At 38.3% G+C, this 21,964-nt stretch carries 21 protein-coding genes; 17 read left to right on the top strand and 4 right to left on the bottom strand.

Features of this window, described 5'->3' with window-relative positions; all coding sequences use genetic code 11:
* The first annotated feature begins 216 nt into the window (after positions 1-216).
* The 5 genes from lipB (at position 217) to H6G06_RS05665 (ending at position 5,784) form a co-directional block, all read left to right on the top strand.
* The gene (gene lipB, locus H6G06_RS05685) at positions 217-891 is read left to right on the top strand and encodes a lipoyl(octanoyl) transferase LipB (protein ID WP_190557894.1); all 675 of its coding nucleotides are present in this window, start codon (positions 217-219) and stop codon (positions 889-891) included.
* A gap of 314 nt (positions 892-1,205) precedes the next feature.
* Positions 1,206-1,406, top strand: a complete 201-nt coding sequence (locus H6G06_RS05680) for a hypothetical protein (protein ID WP_190557892.1) — start codon at positions 1,206-1,208, stop codon at positions 1,404-1,406.
* Positions 1,407-1,812: 406 nt separating this feature from the next.
* Positions 1,813-3,342 carry an ABC transporter permease subunit gene (locus H6G06_RS05675; RefSeq protein WP_190557890.1) on the top strand — a complete coding sequence of 510 codons (1,530 nt, stop codon included), beginning with the start codon at positions 1,813-1,815 and terminating at the stop codon, positions 3,340-3,342.
* 232 nt (positions 3,343-3,574) lie between these two features.
* Positions 3,575-4,405 carry an RnfABCDGE type electron transport complex subunit D gene (locus tag H6G06_RS05670; protein WP_190557888.1) on the top strand — a complete coding sequence of 277 codons (831 nt, stop codon included), beginning with the start codon at positions 3,575-3,577 and terminating at the stop codon, positions 4,403-4,405.
* Positions 4,406-4,407: 2 nt separating this feature from the next.
* Positions 4,408-5,784, top strand: coding sequence for a DUF2330 domain-containing protein (locus H6G06_RS05665; protein WP_190557887.1), 1,377 nt, complete (start codon positions 4,408-4,410; stop codon positions 5,782-5,784).
* Between the two features lie 65 nt (positions 5,785-5,849).
* Here the strand turns inward: H6G06_RS05665 and hpsU are convergent, their stop codons facing one another.
* The 4 genes from hpsU to H6G06_RS05645 form a co-directional block, all read right to left on the bottom strand.
* A complete protein-coding gene (gene hpsU, locus H6G06_RS05660; RefSeq protein WP_190557885.1) occupies positions 5,850-6,413 on the bottom strand; it encodes a hormogonium polysaccharide biosynthesis acetyltransferase HpsU in 564 nt (187 codons plus the stop codon).
* A 257-nt stretch (positions 6,414-6,670) separates the two neighbouring features.
* Complete coding sequence (locus tag H6G06_RS05655; protein ID WP_190557883.1) at positions 6,671-7,612, bottom strand: glycosyltransferase family 2 protein; 942 nt, start codon at positions 7,610-7,612, stop codon at positions 6,671-6,673.
* Positions 7,613-7,630: 18 nt separating this feature from the next.
* Entirely contained in the window at positions 7,631-8,563 is a 933-nt protein-coding gene (locus H6G06_RS05650) for a glycosyltransferase family 2 protein (RefSeq protein ID WP_190557881.1), read from the bottom strand.
* 188 nt (positions 8,564-8,751) lie between these two features.
* Complete coding sequence (locus tag H6G06_RS05645) at positions 8,752-9,564, bottom strand: hypothetical protein (RefSeq protein ID WP_190557879.1); 813 nt, start codon at positions 9,562-9,564, stop codon at positions 8,752-8,754.
* A 171-nt stretch (positions 9,565-9,735) separates the two neighbouring features.
* On the opposite strand from H6G06_RS05645, the gene cobU reads away from it, so the two are divergent.
* From cobU to H6G06_RS05585, 12 genes are all read left to right on the top strand, one after another.
* Positions 9,736-10,284 (top strand): bifunctional adenosylcobinamide kinase/adenosylcobinamide-phosphate guanylyltransferase, encoded by a 549-nt coding sequence (gene cobU, locus H6G06_RS05640; RefSeq protein ID WP_190557877.1) that lies wholly within the window; start codon positions 9,736-9,738, stop codon positions 10,282-10,284.
* Between the two features lie 56 nt (positions 10,285-10,340).
* Positions 10,341-10,784, top strand: coding sequence for a hypothetical protein (locus tag H6G06_RS05635; protein WP_190557875.1), 444 nt, complete (start codon positions 10,341-10,343; stop codon positions 10,782-10,784).
* 586 nt (positions 10,785-11,370) lie between these two features.
* Positions 11,371-11,601 carry a CTB family bacteriocin gene (locus H6G06_RS05630; protein WP_190557873.1) on the top strand — a complete coding sequence of 77 codons (231 nt, stop codon included), beginning with the start codon at positions 11,371-11,373 and terminating at the stop codon, positions 11,599-11,601.
* Positions 11,602-12,294: 693 nt separating this feature from the next.
* On the top strand, positions 12,295-12,525 hold the full coding sequence (locus H6G06_RS05625; protein ID WP_190557872.1) for a CTB family bacteriocin: 231 nt from the start codon (positions 12,295-12,297) through the stop codon (positions 12,523-12,525).
* 693 nt (positions 12,526-13,218) lie between these two features.
* On the top strand, positions 13,219-13,449 hold the full coding sequence (locus H6G06_RS05620; RefSeq protein ID WP_190557872.1) for a CTB family bacteriocin: 231 nt from the start codon (positions 13,219-13,221) through the stop codon (positions 13,447-13,449).
* 213 nt (positions 13,450-13,662) lie between these two features.
* Complete coding sequence (locus H6G06_RS05615; RefSeq protein ID WP_190557870.1) at positions 13,663-13,986, top strand: hypothetical protein; 324 nt, start codon at positions 13,663-13,665, stop codon at positions 13,984-13,986.
* Between the two features lie 247 nt (positions 13,987-14,233).
* On the top strand, positions 14,234-16,384 hold the full coding sequence (locus tag H6G06_RS05610) for a peptidase domain-containing ABC transporter (protein WP_190557868.1): 2,151 nt from the start codon (positions 14,234-14,236) through the stop codon (positions 16,382-16,384).
* A 23-nt stretch (positions 16,385-16,407) separates the two neighbouring features.
* A complete protein-coding gene (locus H6G06_RS05605; RefSeq protein WP_190557866.1) occupies positions 16,408-17,802 on the top strand; it encodes an HlyD family secretion protein in 1,395 nt (464 codons plus the stop codon).
* Between the two features lie 467 nt (positions 17,803-18,269).
* Complete coding sequence (locus tag H6G06_RS05600; RefSeq protein ID WP_190557864.1) at positions 18,270-18,911, top strand: hypothetical protein; 642 nt, start codon at positions 18,270-18,272, stop codon at positions 18,909-18,911.
* 174 nt (positions 18,912-19,085) lie between these two features.
* Positions 19,086-19,763: a response regulator gene (locus H6G06_RS05595; RefSeq protein ID WP_190557862.1), complete on the top strand. Its 678-nt coding sequence runs from the start codon at positions 19,086-19,088 to the stop codon at positions 19,761-19,763.
* Between the two features lie 58 nt (positions 19,764-19,821).
* A complete protein-coding gene (locus tag H6G06_RS05590; protein ID WP_190557860.1) occupies positions 19,822-20,712 on the top strand; it encodes a sensor histidine kinase in 891 nt (296 codons plus the stop codon).
* Between the two features lie 146 nt (positions 20,713-20,858).
* A complete protein-coding gene (locus H6G06_RS05585; RefSeq protein ID WP_190557858.1) occupies positions 20,859-21,806 on the top strand; it encodes a ribonuclease Z in 948 nt (315 codons plus the stop codon).
* Positions 21,807-21,964 lie beyond the last annotated feature (158 nt).

The following is a 21,964-nucleotide window of genomic DNA, read 5'->3' as shown; positions in this document are numbered from 1 at the left end:
CAGCCATTCCATTCGTTCCTAGTGTCTTGGCGTGATGCTTATTGCAGAGAACTCCTCCTACCACCGTTGAGGTTATATATTCAAACTAGCACTTTGTGGTTAATAAAGTTTATTTCGTTGACTTTCCTTTAAAATCCTTTGCATAGCTTGACATTTGTTGACTCAATCTTTGCTTTTTTGAAATATATTTGATCATTTACCACGTTGATTTTTGGCATGATTCATAGTATAGCACCCAACCAATACCGCTGTTTTTTATATAATCAGTCCTTGATGCCTTATTTAGATGCTCTTCAATGGCAGCGATCGCTACTCACAGAACGCATCAACAACCCCAATCTCGAAGATGTACTCATCTTGCTGGAACATCCCCCGGTCTACACTTTGGGACAAGGTGCAAACCTGGAATTTCTCAAATTTGACCTTGACACAAGTGAGTATCATGTGCATCGAGTTGAAAGGGGTGGCGAAGTTACTTATCATTGTCCTGGGCAACTGGTAGGGTATCCAATTTTAAATCTGCACCGTTATCGTCAAGACTTGCATTGGTATTTGCGCCAACTTGAGGAAGTGTTAATTCGCGTGTTAGCAAATTATGGTTTACAGGGAGAACGCATTTCCGGTTTTACAGGTGTGTGGTTAGAAGGGCGCAAAGTTGCAGCGATCGGCATTAAAGTTAGTCGTTGGGTGACTATGCACGGTTTTTCCTTAAATGTTTGTCCCGATTTAACAGGCTTTGAGCGTATTGTACCCTGTGGTATTGCTGATAAGGCTGTCGGCAGTTTAGCAGAATGGATTCCCGGTATCAAATGTTTAGAAGTACGTTCTTGTATAGCTCAGTGCTTTTCTGAGGTATTTGGCGTACAATTAGTCGATGCTCATCTGCAATGATACAGGAGCTTATGCCTAATGCCAGGGTATGCCTTAAGCGCAGCTATGCCCACAGGGCTAAGTATACTAAAGCAACTGAGGCAAAACCAGCTTGTGGTTGAGACTTTGCAACTAGATTTTTATGCTTTATTTTATACTTAACTTTACTGTAATACCCTGTATATGAGATTTTAGTGAAGGTATGGAAAATTACATAAATTTTCTGAGAAGATTATGATCTAGGTCACTTTTAAATCATAGTATTCACAGTACAATATGCTCATTTGCCAGCAAATATGCTCATTTAGTGTACAAGTTAACTAAAAATCGTGCTTGTGAATTACTCCGATAATCTACAGGTAAACATTTCCTCATACAGCACCCTGAAACAACGGGACTGGGAAGCTTTGAAATCACTGTTTGACAGAGACGATAGTGATGAAATTGAAGCGGAAATCAAAAGTAAACTGGTGTGGTTAGTACCTGAACCATGTTGGGAAGATAATCCTTTTGAGTTTTTACGAGAATTTCTTTAAATCAAAAAAAATTAGGTGGTTGATATGAAACAGCGTGAAAACCAAATTTAGTTCCATTACCTTAGGGTTGAATGTCGAAAAAATTGATGTGTAGAGACGTTACATTATTAGATGTAGAGGTTTAAGGTAAGTAAGTCGGCACGAAAAAACCGAGGTATGTAAAAAAATGTAAAGTTGCGGAAAACCTCTTCCCTCCTGCCTCCTGCCTTCTACCTACTGCCTTGTCATAACGACAATTTTTAACGCCTACCTACTTATGTTAACTATCTTGACACCAAGCGTACTACCTAAAAATGACTGAGAAAAATACACAAGCTATCAACTGATTGCTGTGGCATGAGTCAATGCTATTATCCATTTCTCTAAGGTTGATCATAAATATCTGGAAAGCAGACGCAAAGCAGAAATGGTGAAACTTCCTTTTGGGCGTTGGTTGCGTTGGTGTTTGGTGGTTGGGTTAAGTTGCTGCCTATTAGCCGGTTGTAGTGTGAATCCTGCTGGTGGGAAAACTCTACGGGTAGCGACTGAACCAGCATTTCCGCCATTTGAGTTTCAGGGTCAAGGGGGAGAGTTACAGGGTTTTTCTATTGATTTAATGAGGGCGATTGCTTCCAGCACGCCAGAGGCGAACGCAACTGCGGCTAATTTCCAGGTAGACTTTCAAAGTTTACCTTTTGATGGCATTATTCCTGCACTGCAAGCGAAAACTATAGATGCGGCCATTAGTTCAATTACCATAACTCCAGAAAGGGCGAAAACTGTATCTTTTTCTCGTCCTTATTTTAAAGCCGGGTTAGCAATAGCTATTCGCACAGATAACCAAGACATCAATAGTTTTGACAGTTTGCAAAATAAAAAAATCGCTGTTCAAATTGGTACAACTGGCGCAGAAAAAGCTAAAGGTGTAACAGGGGCGCAAGTGAGAAGTTTTGATTCTGCACCTCTAGCATTACAAGAATTACTGAATGGAAATGTAGATGCAGTCATTAATGATGCACCCGTTACTTTATACGCCATTAATACAGGTAATCTCCAAGGAATTAAAGTTATACAGCAACTACTAACAGAGGAATTTTACGGAATTGCTACTGCTAAAAATTCGCCTTATTTATCTTTGATTAACCAAGGTTTAACAAAAGTATTAGCAAACGGAACTTATCAACAAATTTACCAGAAATGGTTTAAATCCACACCGCCAGGATTACCAGAAAAATTACAATTTGCAAACCAAAATGCAGCTAGGTTAAATTCCTTCAGCTTAATATTGCAATCTTTACCTACTCTATTAAATGGTGTATTGGTAACATTGCAACTAGCCTTTTTATCAGTTTTTCTCGGTTTAATAGGTGGTTCTTTCATTGGGATTATTCGTCTTTCTGCAATTAAACCTGTACGTTGGTTAGCCAGGGCTTATATAGATTTTTTCCGAGGTACACCTTTGCTAGTGCAGATTTTTATGATTTACTTTGGTTTACCAGCAATTTTTCAAGAGTTGGGTTTTACCTGGTCATTAAATCGTCTCCTAGCTGGAGTAATTGCTTTAAGTTTAAATAGCGCCTCTTACATTGCAGAAATTGTCCGTGCGGGAATTCAATCAATTGAACTTGGACAAGCAGAAGCTGCCCGTTCACTGGGTTTAAATTCTGTACAAACAATGCGCCATGTGATTTTTCCCCAAGCCTTTCGGCGGATGATTCCACCTTTAGGTAATGAGTTTATTAGTTTATTAAAAGATACTAGTTTAGTAGCGGTAATTGGTTTTGAAGAATTGTTTAGAAAAGGACAGTTAATAGTTGCAGAAAATTATCGCGCCTTTGAAATTTATGCTGCGGTGGCTATGATTTATTTATGTTTAACGCTGGTTTCTTCTCAAGCCTTTAGTCGGTTAGAAACTTGGATGAATCCAGGGAAAAAGCAAACTTCAAAAATTAAATAAGTATGTCAACATAATGGAGATAGAAACCCAACCTCTCATAGTCGGGGATATTGGTATTACGTTTTTCAAAGTAGCAGATTTAGAAGTATAGAGATGCTTAATGAAAAGTTTCTACATTTACAATTGGATCTACTAAAATTAGCACTTGTTACAAATTCTGTAACAACAATATGATTTCCCTGAACTCTAGTCTAAATTAATGGGAAAGTTAGGGAGAATCCCTGAAGGGGTAATGTTCAAAGATATTCGAGACTATCAAATTCTATTTCTCAGTCTATTCCTAATCTTGGGAATTGGCACAAGAGACTGGACACTGCGGCCTGAATTGATTTTAATAGCGATCGCAACTTGTCTAGTCACACAATCAATATTGTCATTAGTTATCACAAAAGAAGCAAACATAAATCTTCGCAGTCCCCTAATTACCTCTCTGGGACTGAGTTTACTACTACGCGCTGACCATGGGACGACAATGGTTTTAGCTGCTGCAACCGCGATAGGTAGCAAATTTGTCTTCCAAACTGGTGATAAGCATTTCTTCAACCCCGCCAATTTTGGCATTATTTCCGCCTTAGCACTAACCCCTGATGCTTGGGTTTCCCCCGGACAGTGGGGGGAAGAATGGTGGTATGGGCTGTTATTTGCGGGGACTGGGGGCATGATTTTACAACGAGTCGGTCGTTGGGACACCACAGCCGCTTTTTTAGGTGCATACTCCTTACTGGAAGCAGTGCGTAATATTTGGCTAGGTTGGACTTGGGATGTTTACTTACATCGGTTAATGAGTGGGTCTTTAATACTGTTTGCCTTATTTATGGTGACAGATCCCCGGTCTATTCCTAACTCCCCTATCGGTCGTATCGTTTGGGCGGTTTGTATTGCCATAGTCACCTTTATTTTGCGGAATTATTTCTTCCTCTCTACCGCAGTTTTTTGGGCGTTATTTGCCCTCGCACCATTGACCATTCTTATAGATAACCTCTGGTTTGCGCCCAGATTTGCCTGGTTAAACAAAGCTGAAATAAAGACGGAAAATCACTCATTACAAGTTAACAAGGTTTGAAAATGAAAAAATTTAAATTATTCATCCCCTTATTAATTGCACTTGTCGCTGTACTATCTTTTGCACCCACAGCCTGGGCTTTTTGTGGTTTTTATGTTGCCAAAGCTGATACTAAATTGTATAACCAAGCTTCTCAGGTGGTTATTGCCAGAGATGGTAATAAAACAGTATTAACAATGGCTAACGACTTTCAAGGTGAAGTTAAAGACTTTGCAATGGTCGTACCTGTACCCACAGTAATAAAAGAAGAACAAGTGCGCGTTGCTCAACCTAATATTATTGAAAGATTGGATGCTTTTAGCGCCCCCAGATTAGTAGAATACTTTGATGAAGATCCTTGCGCCCCGCTTCAAAAACTACAGTCAATGCCAGTGCCAATGGCAGCAGGAACAAGAGGACGTGCTGAGGAAAGTGCTAGGCAAGATAACAGTTTAGGTGTCACCGTTGAGGCGCGGTTTAATGTCGGTGAATATGATATTTTAATCCTCAGTGCCAAAGAATCTGGTGGTTTAGAAACTTGGTTGAATCGCAATGGCTACAAAATGCCTAGAGGTGCAAATCAGTTACTAAAACCCTACATTCGTTCTTCCATGAAGTTCTTTGTTGCTAAAGTCAACTTAGATAAATTTGAGAAATCTGGTTATCAATTTCTCCGACCTTTGCAAATTGCTTATGAATCACCCAAGTTTATGTTACCCATTCGTTTGGGTATGATTAACGCTACCAATGAGCAAGATTTAATTGTTTATATTCTCTCACCTCAAGGACAAGCAGAAGTTACTAACTACCGCACGGTAAAAGTTCCTTCTAATGTGAATATTCCTGTGTTTGTTAAAAACGAATTTGGCGACTTTTATAAATCCATGTTCCAAACTTCTTATACCAAAGAAGATAAAAAAGTTGCTTTTCTAGAATATGCTTGGGATATGGGTAATTGCGATCCTTGTTCTGCTCAACCTCTCAACCCTGAAGAACTCAAGCAAGCTGGTGTATTTTGGTTGGATCAAAATGGCAATAATAACAATAGAATAGCACCTAGTTTTGGTTTTCCATTCTCTAACAATAATGTTTACGTTACCCGGTTGCACGTTCGCTACACTCGTAATAAATTCCCTGAAGATTTGATGTTTCAAGCAACTTCCAACCGAGAATCTTTTCAAGGACGTTATGTTTTACAACATCCGTTTACGGGTAATTTACAATGTCCTGCGGGTAGAGAATATAAACGGTCATTATCCCGACGTTTTGAAAAAGAAGCGCAGACTTTAGCCCAGTTAACAAACTGGAAAATTCAAGATATTCGCCAAAAAATGCAGCTTAGTGTGGGAAATCTCACAACTTCTTGGTGGGAAAGTCTTTTGATGTTGTTTGGATTTTAAATAATTCTGTAATCACTATATCCCCGATTTCTCAAACAAGTCGGGGATCTATTTTCTATTATTTTCTATTGTTTAATTCTTGGATGGTGGGGACGACAGGGACTTCCCCAACAAACTTGACCTGCTGGCATATCAGTAAATACACTACTACGCGCACCTATCACCGCATTAACACCAATTTCTACTCCTGGGGCTACAAAACAATCTGCTGCTACCCATGCACCGTTACCAATGGTAATACTTGCGGTTTTCAACCCAAACGCCGGATCTTGGATATCATGACTACCTGTACAGAGGTAAGTTTTTTGAGAAATTATACAATGTTCACCAATGTTAATTTGATCCAGACTGTATAAAACTACGTCGTCACCAATCCAACTATAATCACCAATGGTAACTTTCCAAGGGTAGGTAAAACGGGCTGTGGGTCGAATTAATACGCCTTTGCCAATTTTAGCTCCAAACAACCGCAGTAGGGCGCAACGGATAATATTCAGGGGGTGGGGAGTAAGTGGAAAGGCGATCGCTTGCACTAACCACCATAACAAAATATACCAACCTGGACGACCACGATCAAACCAGGATTGGTCATATTTGCTTAAATCTACATAAGGTTTTTCATCTGTCATTGGTGATTGGGGACTGGGGACTGGGGGACTGGGGGACTGGGTTATTAGTTTTTAACTAATGACTAATAACTAATAACTAATGACTAATGACTTAGAGGTTGTTTGAAAAGTATTAGATGAAACCAATAATCTTCAGCAACCTAACCCCCCTTCCCCCCTTCCCTACGAGGGAATGGGGGTTTCAAAGCCTCTCCCCGCGTCGGGGAGAGGTTTGGAGAGGGGTTTATTTATACATTCAAAACTTTTAAAACATCCTCTTAAATTGCCGTTTTTTCAACTTCTTGATTTACAGGTTTGGGAACGGATTTAGAGGTATTGGCAACGTTTAATTTTCCGCCTAAAGTCCGTAATTCGTAAAGCTTAACCCCTATTTGATATTCATATTGACTGAGTAAGCGTCCATAGATATATCCGGCTTTGCCATCTAAAAAACCACGCTGAATAATGTAGAACAAAATAAATCTTAATAATGGTTTAAACGGCAAGCGTACCCACACCGTTTTTAAGAAGCGTTTGCGTTGTACTGCATCACCAAATAGATTTGCGCCAATAGTATTACTGTTATCTTTACCTGCAAGTAAATTAAAATAAACACGGGCTTCCCAGTTAGAATAGCGGTTATGTCTTTCTAACCAGTGATACAAATCTCGGAAGTCTTCATGGAGCATATCATTTTTGAGATACCCTACTTTTCCTTGCAATATTACGTGTTCGTGAACTTCATTATCGCCTGTGTTGGGTATGTCTTCAGTATTGAGATTTTCGTAACGGCCTTTTTGATGTTTAAATAACCGCAAATTCCAATCAGGATATTTACCTCCGTGACGAATCCATTTTCCTAAGAAAAATACGCGGCGATTGATATAATAACCATTAAATTCATCGTTTTTAATGAGTTCGGCAATTTCTGCCCACGATTCTGGTGTAATGCGTTCATCACAATCAACTATTAATACCCATTCATTACGAAAAGGTAGGTTTTCTAATGACCAATTTTTCTTTTTTGGCCAACTGCCATTAAATTTAAATTGTACGACTTTAGCGCCGTAACTTTCAGCTATTTCAACACTGCGATCAGTGCTTTGGGAATCAACCAGAAAAATTTCATCGGCTACTTGTAAACTAGCAAGACAAGCTGGTAGATTTGCTTCTTCGTTTTTGGCGGGAATGAGTACAGATACTGGTATTTTAGATAACATGATAATGTTAATTTTAATTCATTTTTTGTTGTGTTTAGACAGTAGTCCGTGAATGGCAGCATTTAAGTAACCAATCTGACCATAAGCATAGACTAGTTTATCAAATCTTTCGGCTGGGTCAGTAATATATTGTAATGATTTATATAAACCACGTAAAAATTTTTCAGTTCCTCGTTGCAGTTGGTCAACACCTGCTTTACCAGCTAGTTGTTCTCGATAGCACTCACTAATACCTTGCCACCAACCCCGGTTTAAAAACCAGGATGGTTTTAGCCTTTCTGGAGCGACATTATGAGCAACTAAAGCTGCGGGAAGATAAGCGACTTGCCAACCACGCTGGAGGGCAAATTCAGTCATTTGCAGTTCTTCGTTAGATAGTAGGTTTTTGCCAACTCTTCCCAGTTGCGGATCAAAACCGCCTATTTCTTCTAGAAAACTACGGCGGATGGAGTAATTTAAGCCTCTGGGGGTTGAACCTGGTTGTTCAATGTAGAGGTTGTTATCTCCTAAGTCGTAAGCACCTAAGTTAGCTGCTAGTCCGGGAGATAGCCATTTTGGTGGTTGGATGCCTGGAGGCCAGATGAGGGTGACTTTTCCACCTGCGATCGCTAATTTAGAATTATTTTGATATGCAGAATACAAAATTTGCAGCCATTGGGGAGTAGCGACTGCATCATCATCTAAATAAGCAAGAATGTCAGCACTAGCAGATTTAGCCCCTGTATTGCGAGCTACCGATAAGCCGATAGTTGGTTCAAAAATATACTTAAGGTGGGAATGGTGGGATCTTTGTTCTACCACTTCACGAGTGCGATCGCCTGATCCATTATCTACTACCACAATTTCAAATTTAGCACTTAATTCCTGTGCCAGTAGGCTGTCAATTGCTGCACCTAAATAGATATCTCGATTGTGAGTACAAATGATCGCAGAGATTTGGATATCCGGCATCGTCCTGTTTGGTATTGGGAAATTTGAGTTTTTAGTTAAAAATACTCAATTCAAGCGTAGCTGTTTGTTAATCTACCTTAAAATTTACCAAATCAACCAACCGTGTTTGTACTCTGACCAAATTTAATAAAACTTTTTAATTCCTTCATAATTAATTCATCATTAATTCATTGAACGGTTTAGCAAAACTAGACTTGTTGAATATGACTGTGTAAAGCCACAAGAGTTTCAGCTAATTGGCTTAAACGAGTTTCCAGGTATTGTTTACGCCCAAAAAGCTGGCGTAGTTTTTGATACCTGGCAATAGCCATACTTACACCAGGAACTTGCTCAACTGGACATTGACGCGACCAGACTTTACCCGATGCATCGATGCCACAAAGGCGGTAGCCAGTACGGGATGATTCATAGGATACCTTCTCTTCAGATTCGCAAATTTCCTGCACATAATCCATCAGCCGTTCAACTTCCGCATGACGCAGGGTTGCTGTTCCCCCTGGTTCTGGTTCTTGGGGATTGGATTCTAACCAGCCATTAATAACTGGTCCTTCTAAGTAAATATCCTGTATTTGCTGGAGAATTGTTTGTAATTCTGTTTGCCAACCTGCCACAATCTCTTGAATCTCTTGTAAGAGATTCATGGCAAATGCTGGATTTGCACCGTGACGATGGTTACTAAAGCTCGGTGTTTTAAACTTAGGTAAGCTGGGTGTTTTGCCTCCAGTTTCGTGGGAGGGAAAAGTTTGTACGGAATTATGTTTGGGAAACAAATCTGGCTGTAATTCCTGATCCACCTCAGTATTTTTGTTTAAATTAACTGTACCTGTACTGAAACTTTCATCAGCTGAAGTTTCTCTACTTTCTCTAGTTGTGTTAGCTCCGACGCTAATCCTAAAGGAAAATGGGCGTTTTGTGGCATCAGATGTTTCTGATGGCAAGTCTGTATTGCGTATCCCTAAATCATGTAGAGTTGCCTCAATGCGTTTTAAGCCTGGTTTCATAAAGAGATCCTGAAGCTTGTTCTAGTGGTATTGAATTATGTCTATTGAGAATTTGTTAAGAGCGCAAATTTATCGAGAAACTTCTCTTTATTGTATAAGAGATAGTAGTCATTGATAAGAATCTTAACTGGAAATCTGAACTATTGTGAACAGATATATGGCAATATAATTATGAGTAGAGTTATTTTAGTAACAGGCCCAGCACGCTCAGGGAAAAGTGAATGGGCGGAAAATTTAGCCATTCAGTCCGGGAAACCAGTTATTTATATAGCAACAGCTACTGAAAATCTCCATGATCAAGAGTGGCAACAACGTATTGAAAAACACAAACAACGTCGGCCGCAAGATTGGGTAACTCTCACTGTACCTGTGGAACTTGCTGCTACTTTCAGCAATGCAAAATCTGATACCTGTATTTTGATTGATTCTTTGGGAACTTGGGTAGCTAATTTTCTGGAACAAGATGATTTAAGTTGGGAAAAAACCTTGGCAGAGTTGTTACAACTAGTACCTTTAGTTGAGGCTGATTTGCTGTTTGTTGCTGAAGAAACAGGTTGGGGAGTAGTTCCAGCTTATCCCATAGGTAGGAAGTTTCGCGATCGCTTGGGTGGTTTGGTTCGTCAGTTAGGCGCAATGTGTGAGACGGTTTACTTAGTTACTGGTGGTCATGTTCTTAATCTCAGTATTCTGGGTTTTCCCTTACCACCAACAAAGTCTTAATTCAAAATTAAAGATTGATCATGTAAAATTTCGGAATTAAAAACTAAAATCAGGATATGGCAAACAAACAAGAAGTTAAAAAATATCTCGCTCACTGGTTTCAGTTAGGAAAAAAAGTGATAGTAGGTCATAGTGACCAAAGCTTCTTACCTAGCTCAGTCCTAAATGGCGATCGCTATAGTCCAGAATTTGAAGAGTCTTGGGAAACAATTCTTTCCTTAGAAACCCGTGACTGTTATTTAGAAGGTACTCAAGAAACCATAGCTGAACTCCTGACACCAACATGGGAAGTGCTTCCTTGTGGACGCTGTGCGATGTTAGTACCCGTTAAGACTATGGGAATGCCATCAATATTGTGTCCTTGTTATTATTTGGACACCTGGCCTAATAATGAATTACCAGTGCCAAGATGTCCAGTGAATAGTCAAGAACAATTGACAGGAATTCGCGATGCCTGTAGCGAGCGAAGCGATCGCTTGGTTGAAAATGTATCTTCGTAAATTTAGCAACTTATTAACCACATACAGCAGGAGTCAGGAGTCAGGAGTAAAACTGGCGAATGTGTATAGGTTTCAATTTTGATTCTGTACCTCATTGATCTGCAATCTGCTATAAGTTGTTAAATCATTCTTTTGAAGAGATTTTTAAAGAGATTTAAATAAAAGTGTGGTTTTCGCTATAAATAACCACTTCATTTATATATATAGTTTTGCATTTGATTCAAATAAAGTTAAAGACCTCTTTCCAAACCTCTCTCCCACAAGGATAGGGGTTTCAAATTGCTCGCTTCCCATTTCAGGAAGGGGGTTTTGTCTTTTTCAATTCCATCCAGAACCACTATAACAGAGAGTTTTGAATCTGGAATTTTCATCTTTATTATTTTTGCACAATTACTTGTAATTAGCGCGTGTATTTTTCGGAAACGTAGATTTCTAAATCTGGTAATTAAGTTTGCAGAAATTGAGCATGACTTCAAGGGTTACTCCTCGATATTCTATTAACAAGCGAGGAGTTGAGCAGCACGCAAAGACAAATCAACTCCCAGCAATAACTAAGATCAAGATCAAGATCAAGGAGATATCTATCATGTCTAACTTATTTACCGCAGTATCCGTTGAAAATCAAGAAATCGTATCTGGTGGTTTGGAAATTGCAAGTTTTAACACTCGTTTTCGTGGTCGTCGCACTATCCAAGCTGGTCTAGCTGCTTCAGGCTTCGATGGTAGCATTGCAAAAGGTGGACAAGCTAATGAGAATGTCATCACTGCTGCTAGAACTCGTCTGGTAGCTAATGCCTTTCCTGGTTTACGTGGATAGAGTGTAGTATTTCGCTAGAGGATGTCTGAGAAGCATCAGAATTGATTGAGCTACCCCCCAACCCTTAAAAAAGGGGGGGGCTAAATTCCTCCTTTTTAAGGGGAATTTAGGGTGATCTACAAGTGTTGCATACCACACTTAATAGTTTTCAGACATCCGCTGAGAAATTTACTGAAATTTACTTTTTTCAACAGTTAAAAACCTCTCTCCTAATAAGGGGAGGGGTTTTAAGTTTCTCACTTCCCGTGTCGGAAAGGTTATACCATTTCATGAAAAGCCCGATACAAATCATAGATTTTCAATTCTTTACCTCTGCACCCCTTTTATCTCAATGTTCAATAATGGACAATTAACAATGAACAATTGATAATTAGCTCTCCCTTGAAAGGAGAGGATTGAAAGAGCGGACTTTTTTGATTTTTTCCCCTTCAAAGGGGAGGTTTGAAACCTTAAATGAAACAATTGTAAATCATCAATTGCTAAGTCGTTACAAGAACATGATATTACTGGTAATTGGCGCGTGTATTTTTCGGAAATATGGATTTCTAAATCTGGTAATTAAGTTTGCAGAAATTGAGCATGACTTCAAGAGTTACTCCTCGATATTCTATTAACAAGCGAGGAGTTGAGCAGCACGCAAAGACAAATCAACTCCCAGCGATAACTCAAATCAAGATCAAGGAGATATCTATCATGTCTAACTTATTTACCGCAGTATCCGTTGAAAATCAAGAAATCGTATCTGGTGGTGTGGAAATTGCAAGTTTTAACACTCGTTTTCGTGGTCGTCAAACTAGCCAAGCTGGTCGAGCTGCTTCAGGCTTCGATGGTAGCGTTGCAGAAGGTAAGCAAGATAATTTGAATGTCATCACTGCTGCTAGAACTCGTCTGGTAGCTAATGCCTTTCCTGGTTTACGGGGATAGAGTGTAGTATTTCGCTAGAGGATGTCTGAGAAGCATCAGAATTGATTGAGCTACCCCCCAACCCTTAAAAAAGGGGGGGGCTAAATTCCTCCTTTTTAAGGGGAATTTAGGGTGATCTACAAGTGTTGCATACCACACTTAATAGTTTTCAGACATCCGCTGAGAAATTTACTGAAATTTACTTTTTTCAACAGTTAAAAACCTCTCTCCTAATAAGGGGAGGGGTTTTAAGTTTCTCACTTCCCGTGTCGGAAAGGTTATACCATTTCATGAAAAGCCCGATACAAATCATAGATTTTCAATTCTTTACCTCTGCACCCCTTTTATCTCAATGTTCAATAATGGACAATTAACAATGAACAATTGATAATTAGCTCTCCCTTGAAAGGAGAGGATTGAAAGAGCGGACTTTTTTGATTTTTTCCCCTTCAAAGGGGAGGTTTGAAACCTTAAATGAAACAATTGTAAATCATCAATTGCTAAGTCGTTACAAGAACATGATATTACTGGTAATTGGCGCGTGTATTTTTCGGAAATATGGATTTCTAAATCTGGTAATTAAGTTTGCAGAAATTGAGCATGACTTCAAGAGTTACTCCTCGATATTCTATTAACAAGCGAGGAGTTGAGCAGCACGCAAAGACAAATCAACTCCCAGCGATAACTCAAATCAAGATCAAGGAGATATCTATCATGTCTAACTTATTTACCGCAGTATCCGTTGAAAATCAAGAAATCGTATCTGGTGGTGTGGAAATTGCAAGTTTTAACACTCGTTTTCGTGGTCGTCAAACTAGCCAAGCTGGTCGAGCTGCTTCAGGCTTCGATGGTAGCGTTGCAGAAGGTAAGCAAGATAATTTGAATGTCATCACTGCTGCTAGAACTCGTCTGGTAGCTAATGCCTTTCCTGGTTTACGGGGATAGAGTGTAGTATTTCGCTATAAATACACTTGAGTTTCGTTTTTTTCACCTGTTGAATAGAAGTGGTAAAAGAGAAGAAAAACATCGAATCATCCCACTGTATTAGATGCTCGTCAATGTTTTAAACCTACCACTTTTAGTGACCAATTAGGATAAGATTTATGTATCATTTTTGTGATACATAAATCTTATTTTTCAGAAAAAAGAGGTTTTACCATGTCTGATAACATACAAACCAACAAATCCGACCTATTTATAGGTGTATCAGAAAAGGAAATGGAGTCTGCATCTGGGGGCAGATCATCTGTACCCTTGGGAATGTTGTATATCTTCTCCGAACATACAAATATATACACTAGGGGACTGAGTGAAATGAATATTTCTCAAGATAACTTTAGTGGTACATCAAGGAATGAAACTGAATATCAATTTTCTCGGACAACTTTTGTTTTATTTTCATTGTTTGGTGGTGGTAGTCGTCAATTTAACAAATTAACCAAAGGTGGTAGCTTCTTATCAAGGATATTGAATTTTTTCTAATACGAATCAGAATGATAAGTAGGTAGGCGTTAAAATTTATCGTTATGGCAAGGCAAAAGGCAAGAGGGAAGAGACTTTCAGTGATTTTACATTTTGTTACATATCTTGGGTTTTTCGTGCCGACTTACTTAACTACATCATTTTGAACCCAAAATAACGATGATTTATATTTACCAGTGTTTACCAGACATTCAGAAAAAATGAGAAATAATATATTGTCATTTTTTTTATAGTTTTTAATGAAATTATGAAAATACAATTTGTTAAACAGCACAGTGAAGAAGACTGTGGTGCAGCTTGTTTGGCTGCAATTGCTAAATATTACGGTCATAATTTCACCCTCAACCGCATTCGTGAAGCCGTCGGAACTGGACAATCTGGAACTACATTATTAGGATTAAGAAGAGGTGCAGAAAGCCTTGGTTTTAAAGCTAACCCCGTCAAAACCTCACCAGAATTGCTTGATAGAATGAATGAAGCACCCTTACCAGCAATTATTCATTGGAAAGGAAATCATTGGGTTGTTTTATACGGTAAAAAAGGCAAAAATTATCTCATTGCAGATCCCGCAGTCGGAGTTAGACATCTTTCTAGAAAAGACTTAATTGAAGGTTGGAAAGATTGGTTAATTCTGTTACTAGAACCAGATCCCATTCGCTTTTTTGAACAAGAAAGTGATAAAACTGGAGGTTTTTGGCGGTTTTTCAGGAGAGTTTGGATTTATCGCGCTATTTTAGTCCAAGCTTTACCTCTAAATTTACTCTTGGGTTTGCTATCTTTAGCTTCTCCTTTCTTGTTGCAAATTCTCACCGATGATGTGCTGGTGAGAGGTGACACGAAATTGCTTACTACTGTGGCAATTTCTGTAGTAGTAATGAATTTTGTTTCTAATAGTCTTTCATTTGTGCAATCTAACTTAATTGCTCACTTTGCTCAACAGCTACAATTAGGACTAGTTTTAGATTTTGGACGGCAGATTTTACGCCTACCTCTTAGTTATTACGAAGCGCGACGCAGTGGTGAAATTGTTAGCCGTTTGCAAGATATTGAGCAGATTAATCAATTAGTAGCTCAATTAGTTGTCAGCTTACCTAGCAGATTTTTTATTGCGTTAATTTCTCTAGGTTTCATGATTTTTTATAGCTGGAAGCTGACGACAATAGCTTTATTGATTTCGGTGGTCATGACCTTATCTACAATCATCTTCCAGCCAACTTTACAGCAAAAAACTCGTGAGCTTTTAGTTCAAGATGCAGAAACTCAAGGTGTTTTAGTTGAAACCTTTAAAGGAGCATTGACCCTCAAAACAACTACAGCCGCACCACAGTTTTGGGATGAGTTGGAAAGCCGTTTTGGTCGTCTGGCTAATCTCACATACCGAACAATTCAAATTGGCATCATTAATAATACCTTTTCGGGTTTTGTATCCGGTATTGGTGGAGTTATTTTACTCTGGTTTGGTGGCTATTTAGTGATTGAACCTGCGGAAAATCTCAGCATTGGTAAGCTACTTGCATTTAACTCAATGAACGGTAATTTCTTGGGTTTAATTGCTACTGTTATCAGCTTTGTTGAAGAATTTACTCGTGCAAAAACTTCCGTACAACGTCTGACAGAAGTTATTGATGCTACTCCCGAAAATGAAGGAGATGGAAAAAAGCCTTTTGCTAAAATTCCCGCAGATGCTGATATTTGTTGTACAAACATTAACTTTCACTATGCAGGCAGAATTGACCTCTTAGAAGACTTTTCTTTAACAATTCCTGGTGGCCAAGTTGTTGCTTTAATTGGCAAATCTGGATGTGGTAAAAGTAGTCTTGCTAAATTAATAGCTGGATTATATACTCTCCAATCTGGAAATATCCGCATTGGACTTTATAACCTCCAAGACCTTTCTCTAGAAAGTCTACGTCAACAGGTGGTACTTGTTCCCCAAGATGCTCATTTTTGGAGTCGTTCTATTGTCGAAAACTTCCGTTTAGGATCGCCCTATGTTACATTTGAGCAAATTGTGAGAGCTTGTCAAATTTCTGGCGCTGATGAATTTATCAGTAAACTTCCAGAAAAATATCAAACTATTTTAGGTGAATTTGGCGCTAATATTTCCGGTGGTCAACGTCAAAGATTAGCCATAGCTAGAGCTATTGTCACCGAACCCCCAATTTTGATTTTAGATGAATCTACAGGGGGACTTGATCCTGTAAGTGAAGCGGAAGTTTTGGATCAATTATTTAAACATCGTCGGGGTCAAACAACGATTTTAATTACTCACCGTCCCAAGGTAATTAATCGTGCTGATTGGATTGTTTTGCTAGATCAGGGAAGATTAAAACTACAAGGTTCTTTGGAGGAATTAAAAGCAAAAACAGGGGAACATTTAGATTTTTTAAATCCCTAATTCATCTTAATTATCAGGTAAGTATGCTCTACACTCATAATCAAAAATTTATCCCTTCGGTAGAAAATAATGAGTTTCTTCCTCCTATTAGTCGTTGGACATCTTTAGCAGGAATATTTCTCATTGGTACTGTTGCTACTGGAATTACCCTCTCTTCATGGATTAAATATAATGTCACAGTCAAAGTTGATGCTACTGTCCGTCCTACAGGAGAAATTCGTGTGGTACAACCGGAAATGGAAGGAACTATTAAAAGTATCTTGGTAAAAGCAAATCAAGTTGTGAAAATGGGTGATGTAATTGCCCATCTTGATACTGATCAATTGCTGATTAAAAAAAGTCAATTGCAGGGTAATATACAACAAGGTAAATTACAATTAATGCAAATTAATGCCCAAATCCGGATTTTAAATAATCAGATTTTGGCTGAAAAACAAGTTTCAGAAAATGTTGTTGCTTCGGCAAAAGCGGATTTGTTACGCAACCAACGGGAATATCAAGAACGACAAATTAATACCCAAAGTGAATTTTTTACAGCTGAAGCAAGTTGGGAAAAAGCCAAAACGGATTTACAAAAAGCCCAAGCTGATTTAGAATTTGCGAAAATGGATCGCGATCGCTATCAGCAATTATCACAAATTGGTGCCATTGGCCGACGAGAATTTGAGCAGAAACAATTGGTTGTGCAGCAGACACAATTAACATTAGAAGCTGAAAAGAAATCTTTTGAAATAGCCAAAATTAAAGTCAACTCAGCTAAAGCTGCGGTGAATCCAACTACAGCAATGGTGATGATGGCACAAGAACGTATTGCCCAAGAAACTGCTAAAGGTCAAGCTAATATTGCTAGTCTAAATAAAGAAAAACAAGCATTAATTGAGCGTCGAGTGCAATTTCAAACCCAGATTCAGCAATTTCAAAAAGAATTACAACAAATAGACAATCAGATCCACAAAAGCATTATCGTTGCCACTAGTAACGGTATTATCCTCAAACTAAATTTACGCAATCCTGGTCAAGTAGTACGTCCTAGTGAATCTATTGCTGAGATTGTTCCTAATAATGCTTCTCTAGTTATTAAAGCTATAATTCCTACCGCTGAAATTAAAAAAGTTGCCGTTGGTCAAAAAGTCCAATTACGTGTTGATGCCTGCCCATATCCTGATTATGGAACTCTTAAGGGTGTTGTTAAAACGATTTCTCCCGACGTAATTACAACCCAAAGTAATAATACGGGACTGGCAACATCTAGTAGTTATTTTGAAGCAACTATTCAACCTGAAACTCTTCAATTTGGTAACAGTAATCACCAATGTTATATCCAATCAGGAATGCAAGTAAAAGCTGATATTATTTCCAGAGAAGAGACAGCACTAAAATTTATGCTGAGAAAGGCAAGGTTAATTACTGATTTATAAGTGGGTACATTTAAGCTAAGACTAAAAATGTAAACTTAAATAGGTTGGGTTGCAGTTCATTTAACCCAACTTCCTAATTTTTGTCATATAGCTGTAGCCAGGATAATTAGGACATGATTAGTCCTTGAAACCAAAGAATAACAAGGGTTTTACTCTTGCCTATTGCCTATTGACTCTTGCGTTCTGCTATATCAGCAGCTTTACTTAGGGTTTGCTGAAAAAGTTATCTGTGAGGACAGGGAACAGGGAACTCTTAACAGGGAACAGTTTCAAGTGTCTAGTAGGGATAAATTTTCCTCTCCGTCAGATAAAAATGTACAGTTTTGAAGTTCTTTCCCCAAAAAACTTTGCACTTTTTAAAAATCAAAAAAGCTAAAACCCTTTCCCTGTAATGTTTTGAGATTAATTCAGCAAGCCCTACTTAATGACTTATTACTTACACTCAAGTAATAAAAATTGTCAAGTTTATGACCTATGAACAACGAATTAAAGAAGCACTACAATGGTGGTCTTATAGACAATCAATAAAACTATTCCTGGAGTCAGAAAAAATCCGGGACAGCTTGTTACAAGAATCTTTCTCAATCCGTCGCAGCTTAGATGTATTAAAAATAGATAATCCGAATATATCAATTTATGAAATTTCCGAATACATCAAAAAAATTGATAATTTTCATCACTCTTTAGTTCAATTGAGCGATCGCTTGTGTCCAGTGTATATTCAAGATAGCTTACCACTCTCAATTCAGTGCTTATTAGATACCTGGGTAACATCAAATTCTCATGTTTATTTCCTTATTGATATGCCAGTATACTGGCAACATGAGTCTGTAGAATGTAGTCTCATAATTTTAACAGCTTTGGAAGAATTACTGAGAATAACTTTGCGAGAATTTACAACACCTGTGGCTATTCATATCAGTTTGAAACTCAAAGGAAATACAAAAAATTTAACTGTAAAAATCACTTATTCTGATATATCTACCCTGATGTGTTATACCAATCTAACCGAATTAAAATATCTTAGTGATAGTCTTCAATTTTTAATATCTGGTCAATGCTTTTACAACAGTACTAATCACAGAATAGCTTGGTATTTCTGTTGGTAAATGTGATTAGCTGGCAAATATTTTCACCATAAGAATTACAATAATTCAGTAAAAATATACGGGGTAAGGGTGACATACCTCATGGCAAGCGAACCAACATAAATACAATTTAGTAAAAGCTAATCAATTAGATAAGATAACAATAACCAATTAGCTCATAATTCAGTATTGAATATGGAACAAATTTTATCAGCGAATAACTTGCTGAAAATTTTGGTAATTGATGACCACGAATCAGTTTTAAGCGGAACAGTTGATGTCCTGCGAAAAAACTATCCTAGTGCTGAATTTATGACAGCTATTAATGTCAATAATACTCTTGAGCAAGTTACTAGCTTGCAGCCTGATTTGATAGTTATGGATCTTTCTATACCCGAAAAGAAGGGACTCTCAGCGCGACCTGATAACGGTATTCAACTGCTGAAAATATTGATGAAAAAATATCCTAACTTAAACATTGTTGTCCAAAGCGCCCATGGGAGAACATTGGTACGTATTCGGTTGGATATTGATAGTCATAAAGGAGGCTTTACCATCGCTGATAAAAGTCTTTCAACCCAGGAAATGTTAACAAGAGTCGATTGGGCATTACAGGGATTAACTCATACAAAAGATATCAAAGGAATTCACTCAGGATTAGAGGTAAAACCAGAGTGGCTAAAAGTATTATATCTAGCATTTGAGAAAGGATTACAAGATAAAGCAATTGCTGAGGAAATGTGTGTATCTGAACGCATGGTGCGTCATTATTGGAATAAATTACAAGATGCCTTAAATGTTTACCCAGAAGAAGGTAAAAATATCCGCATTCAAACACAAATGCGAGCCAGAGCAGAAGGCTTGATTGATTAATCAATTCAATTAACTACCAATTTTAAATAACTAATTATCTAGACTGGAGCTAAAGCTTATGCAGTCTAAATTTGGAATGAAAATTAAAGCAGGAGGGCAATATATCTGGATGTTGAGAACATATTCAGTAACAAATATTATAGTTATTGGCATTCTCATCTCTAACCTAGTGAGTGCTAGTTATGTCCTATTAACTTGGAAGTGCTTAACTCCAAATTTATCAGCAATTTTAGTTTTGGCTTTAAATGCTATAGCCATCCCTACTTTATATCACTATAGCCAAACCATGAAATCAGAAATTAAATCTAGACAAGCTATCATTGAAATTACATATGAAACAATTCATAACGGACCACTACAAAGTCTAGATAGAGTTTTGAGAATGGTGAGAGGAGAAGACTTATCAATTAAAAAACTGATCCCAGAATTAGAACCAGAACTGGAAAAATTAAACCAGGAGTTACGGGGAATTTATGAATTTTGGCAACAGGAAAACCTCACTCAAGAAGCAAACCTTCACTTAGGAAACAATATAATTATAAATTTACAAGATCCCCTGCACGAAATTCTCTATCAAGTTTATAGTCACACCTTAGAGCGAGATTTTTCCTGTTTTAGAACCATCAAGTTGAAGATTCGTAGTTTTGAACCTGTAGATGAAAGCAGTTTAACTCTGGAAAACAAGCGAGGAATTTGCAGATTTCTGGAAGAAGCCTTGTGTAATGTGGGTAAATATGCTACAGGAGTAACTTGCCTAAAAGTTAATTGTTCTTTATCTATGGGTTGGTACACACTGAGTATCGTAGATGATGGTTTAGGCGTTAACTCCTCCAGGGAAGGCCGGGGAACAAAACAGTTTAAAAATTTAGCAAGACAAATTAAAGGTAAATTTCAACGACTTCCTATTTATCCTCAAGGAACTATTTGTGAGTTATCTTGGCCTGGATGACTTGTGAGTTATCATAGATAAATCATTAAATGTTGGCATTTTACCCCTTTTCAGGTGGCCTATGGCCGAAGCTGTTTTGCTCAAAACCCGTGCCACTATTAGAGAATAAATCCTCATTTTGAGTAAGAGTAAGGCTAAACAACGCTGTGCAGATAACATTTTTAGGGACGAGTTCCGGTGTACCTACAAGATCACGTAATGTTTCCAGTGTCGCACTGAGATTACCACAACGGGCAGAACTGTGGTTGTTTGACTGTGGTGAAGGTACACAGCATCAAATTTTGCGGAGTGAACTGAAAATTAGCCAACTCTCCCGAATTTTTATCACCCATCTCCACGGGGATCATATCTTTGGCTTGATGGGACTTCTGGCCAGTTGTGGTTTAGCTGGTAATGTACAACGAGTTGATATCTATGGTCCATCTGGGCTAAATGAATACCTGCAAGCTGCTTCACGTTACTCACATACTCACTTTTCTTACCCCATCAAGGTGCATACCGTCCATCCAGGGGTAATTTACGAAGATGATGAGTTTATCGTTAGCTGTGGTCTACTGCATCACCGTATTACAGCTTTCGGCTATCGTGTAGAGGAAAAAGACCGCACCGGGCGCTTTGATGTAGAAAAAGCAAAAGCTTTACAAATACCTTCAGGCCCAATTTATGGTCAACTCAAGCGCGGTGAAACTGTAACTCTGGCAGATGGACGGGTAATTGATGGTTCTCAGTTGTGTGGACCCACGGAAATTGGCCGCAAGTTTGCTTATTGTACAGATACAGTTTATTGTGACGGCGCGGTGCAACTAGCACAGGATGCAGATGTATTAATTCATGAAGCCACCTTTGCCCATCAAGATGCTGATATGGCTTTTCAAAGATTGCACTCTACAAGCACGATGGCAGCACAAACAGCTTATGCAGGCGGGGTAAATCAACTAATAATGACTCATTTTAGTCCTCGTTATACTCCAGGAAATGTTATTGAGTTAAAAGATTTACTTCGAGAAGCCCGTGCTATTTTCCCCAACACTATTATGGCTCATGATTTTATGGTTTACGATGTACCTAGAAGGCGAGATGTTGTGAAAAATTAGCTAGTTGTTTCCCAAGACCATTAATATCGAATTTGAATAAAGTTCTTCTAAAAGGGTAAGTTTACTGTATTACGCAAAGTTGTACTTTTTGTTTTACTGGTCATGGTTGCTTTATGCCGGGGAACCCGTCCACCGCAGTGGCTCCTAAATTTATTGAT

Origin of the sequence: Anabaena sphaerica FACHB-251 (genome assembly GCF_014696825.1) — a bacterium.
Lineage (GTDB): Bacteria > Cyanobacteriota > Cyanobacteriia > Cyanobacteriales > Nostocaceae > RDYJ01.
The sequence above is the reverse complement of the archived record's forward strand: the minus strand, read 5'-3'. Positions and strand labels throughout refer to the sequence as shown.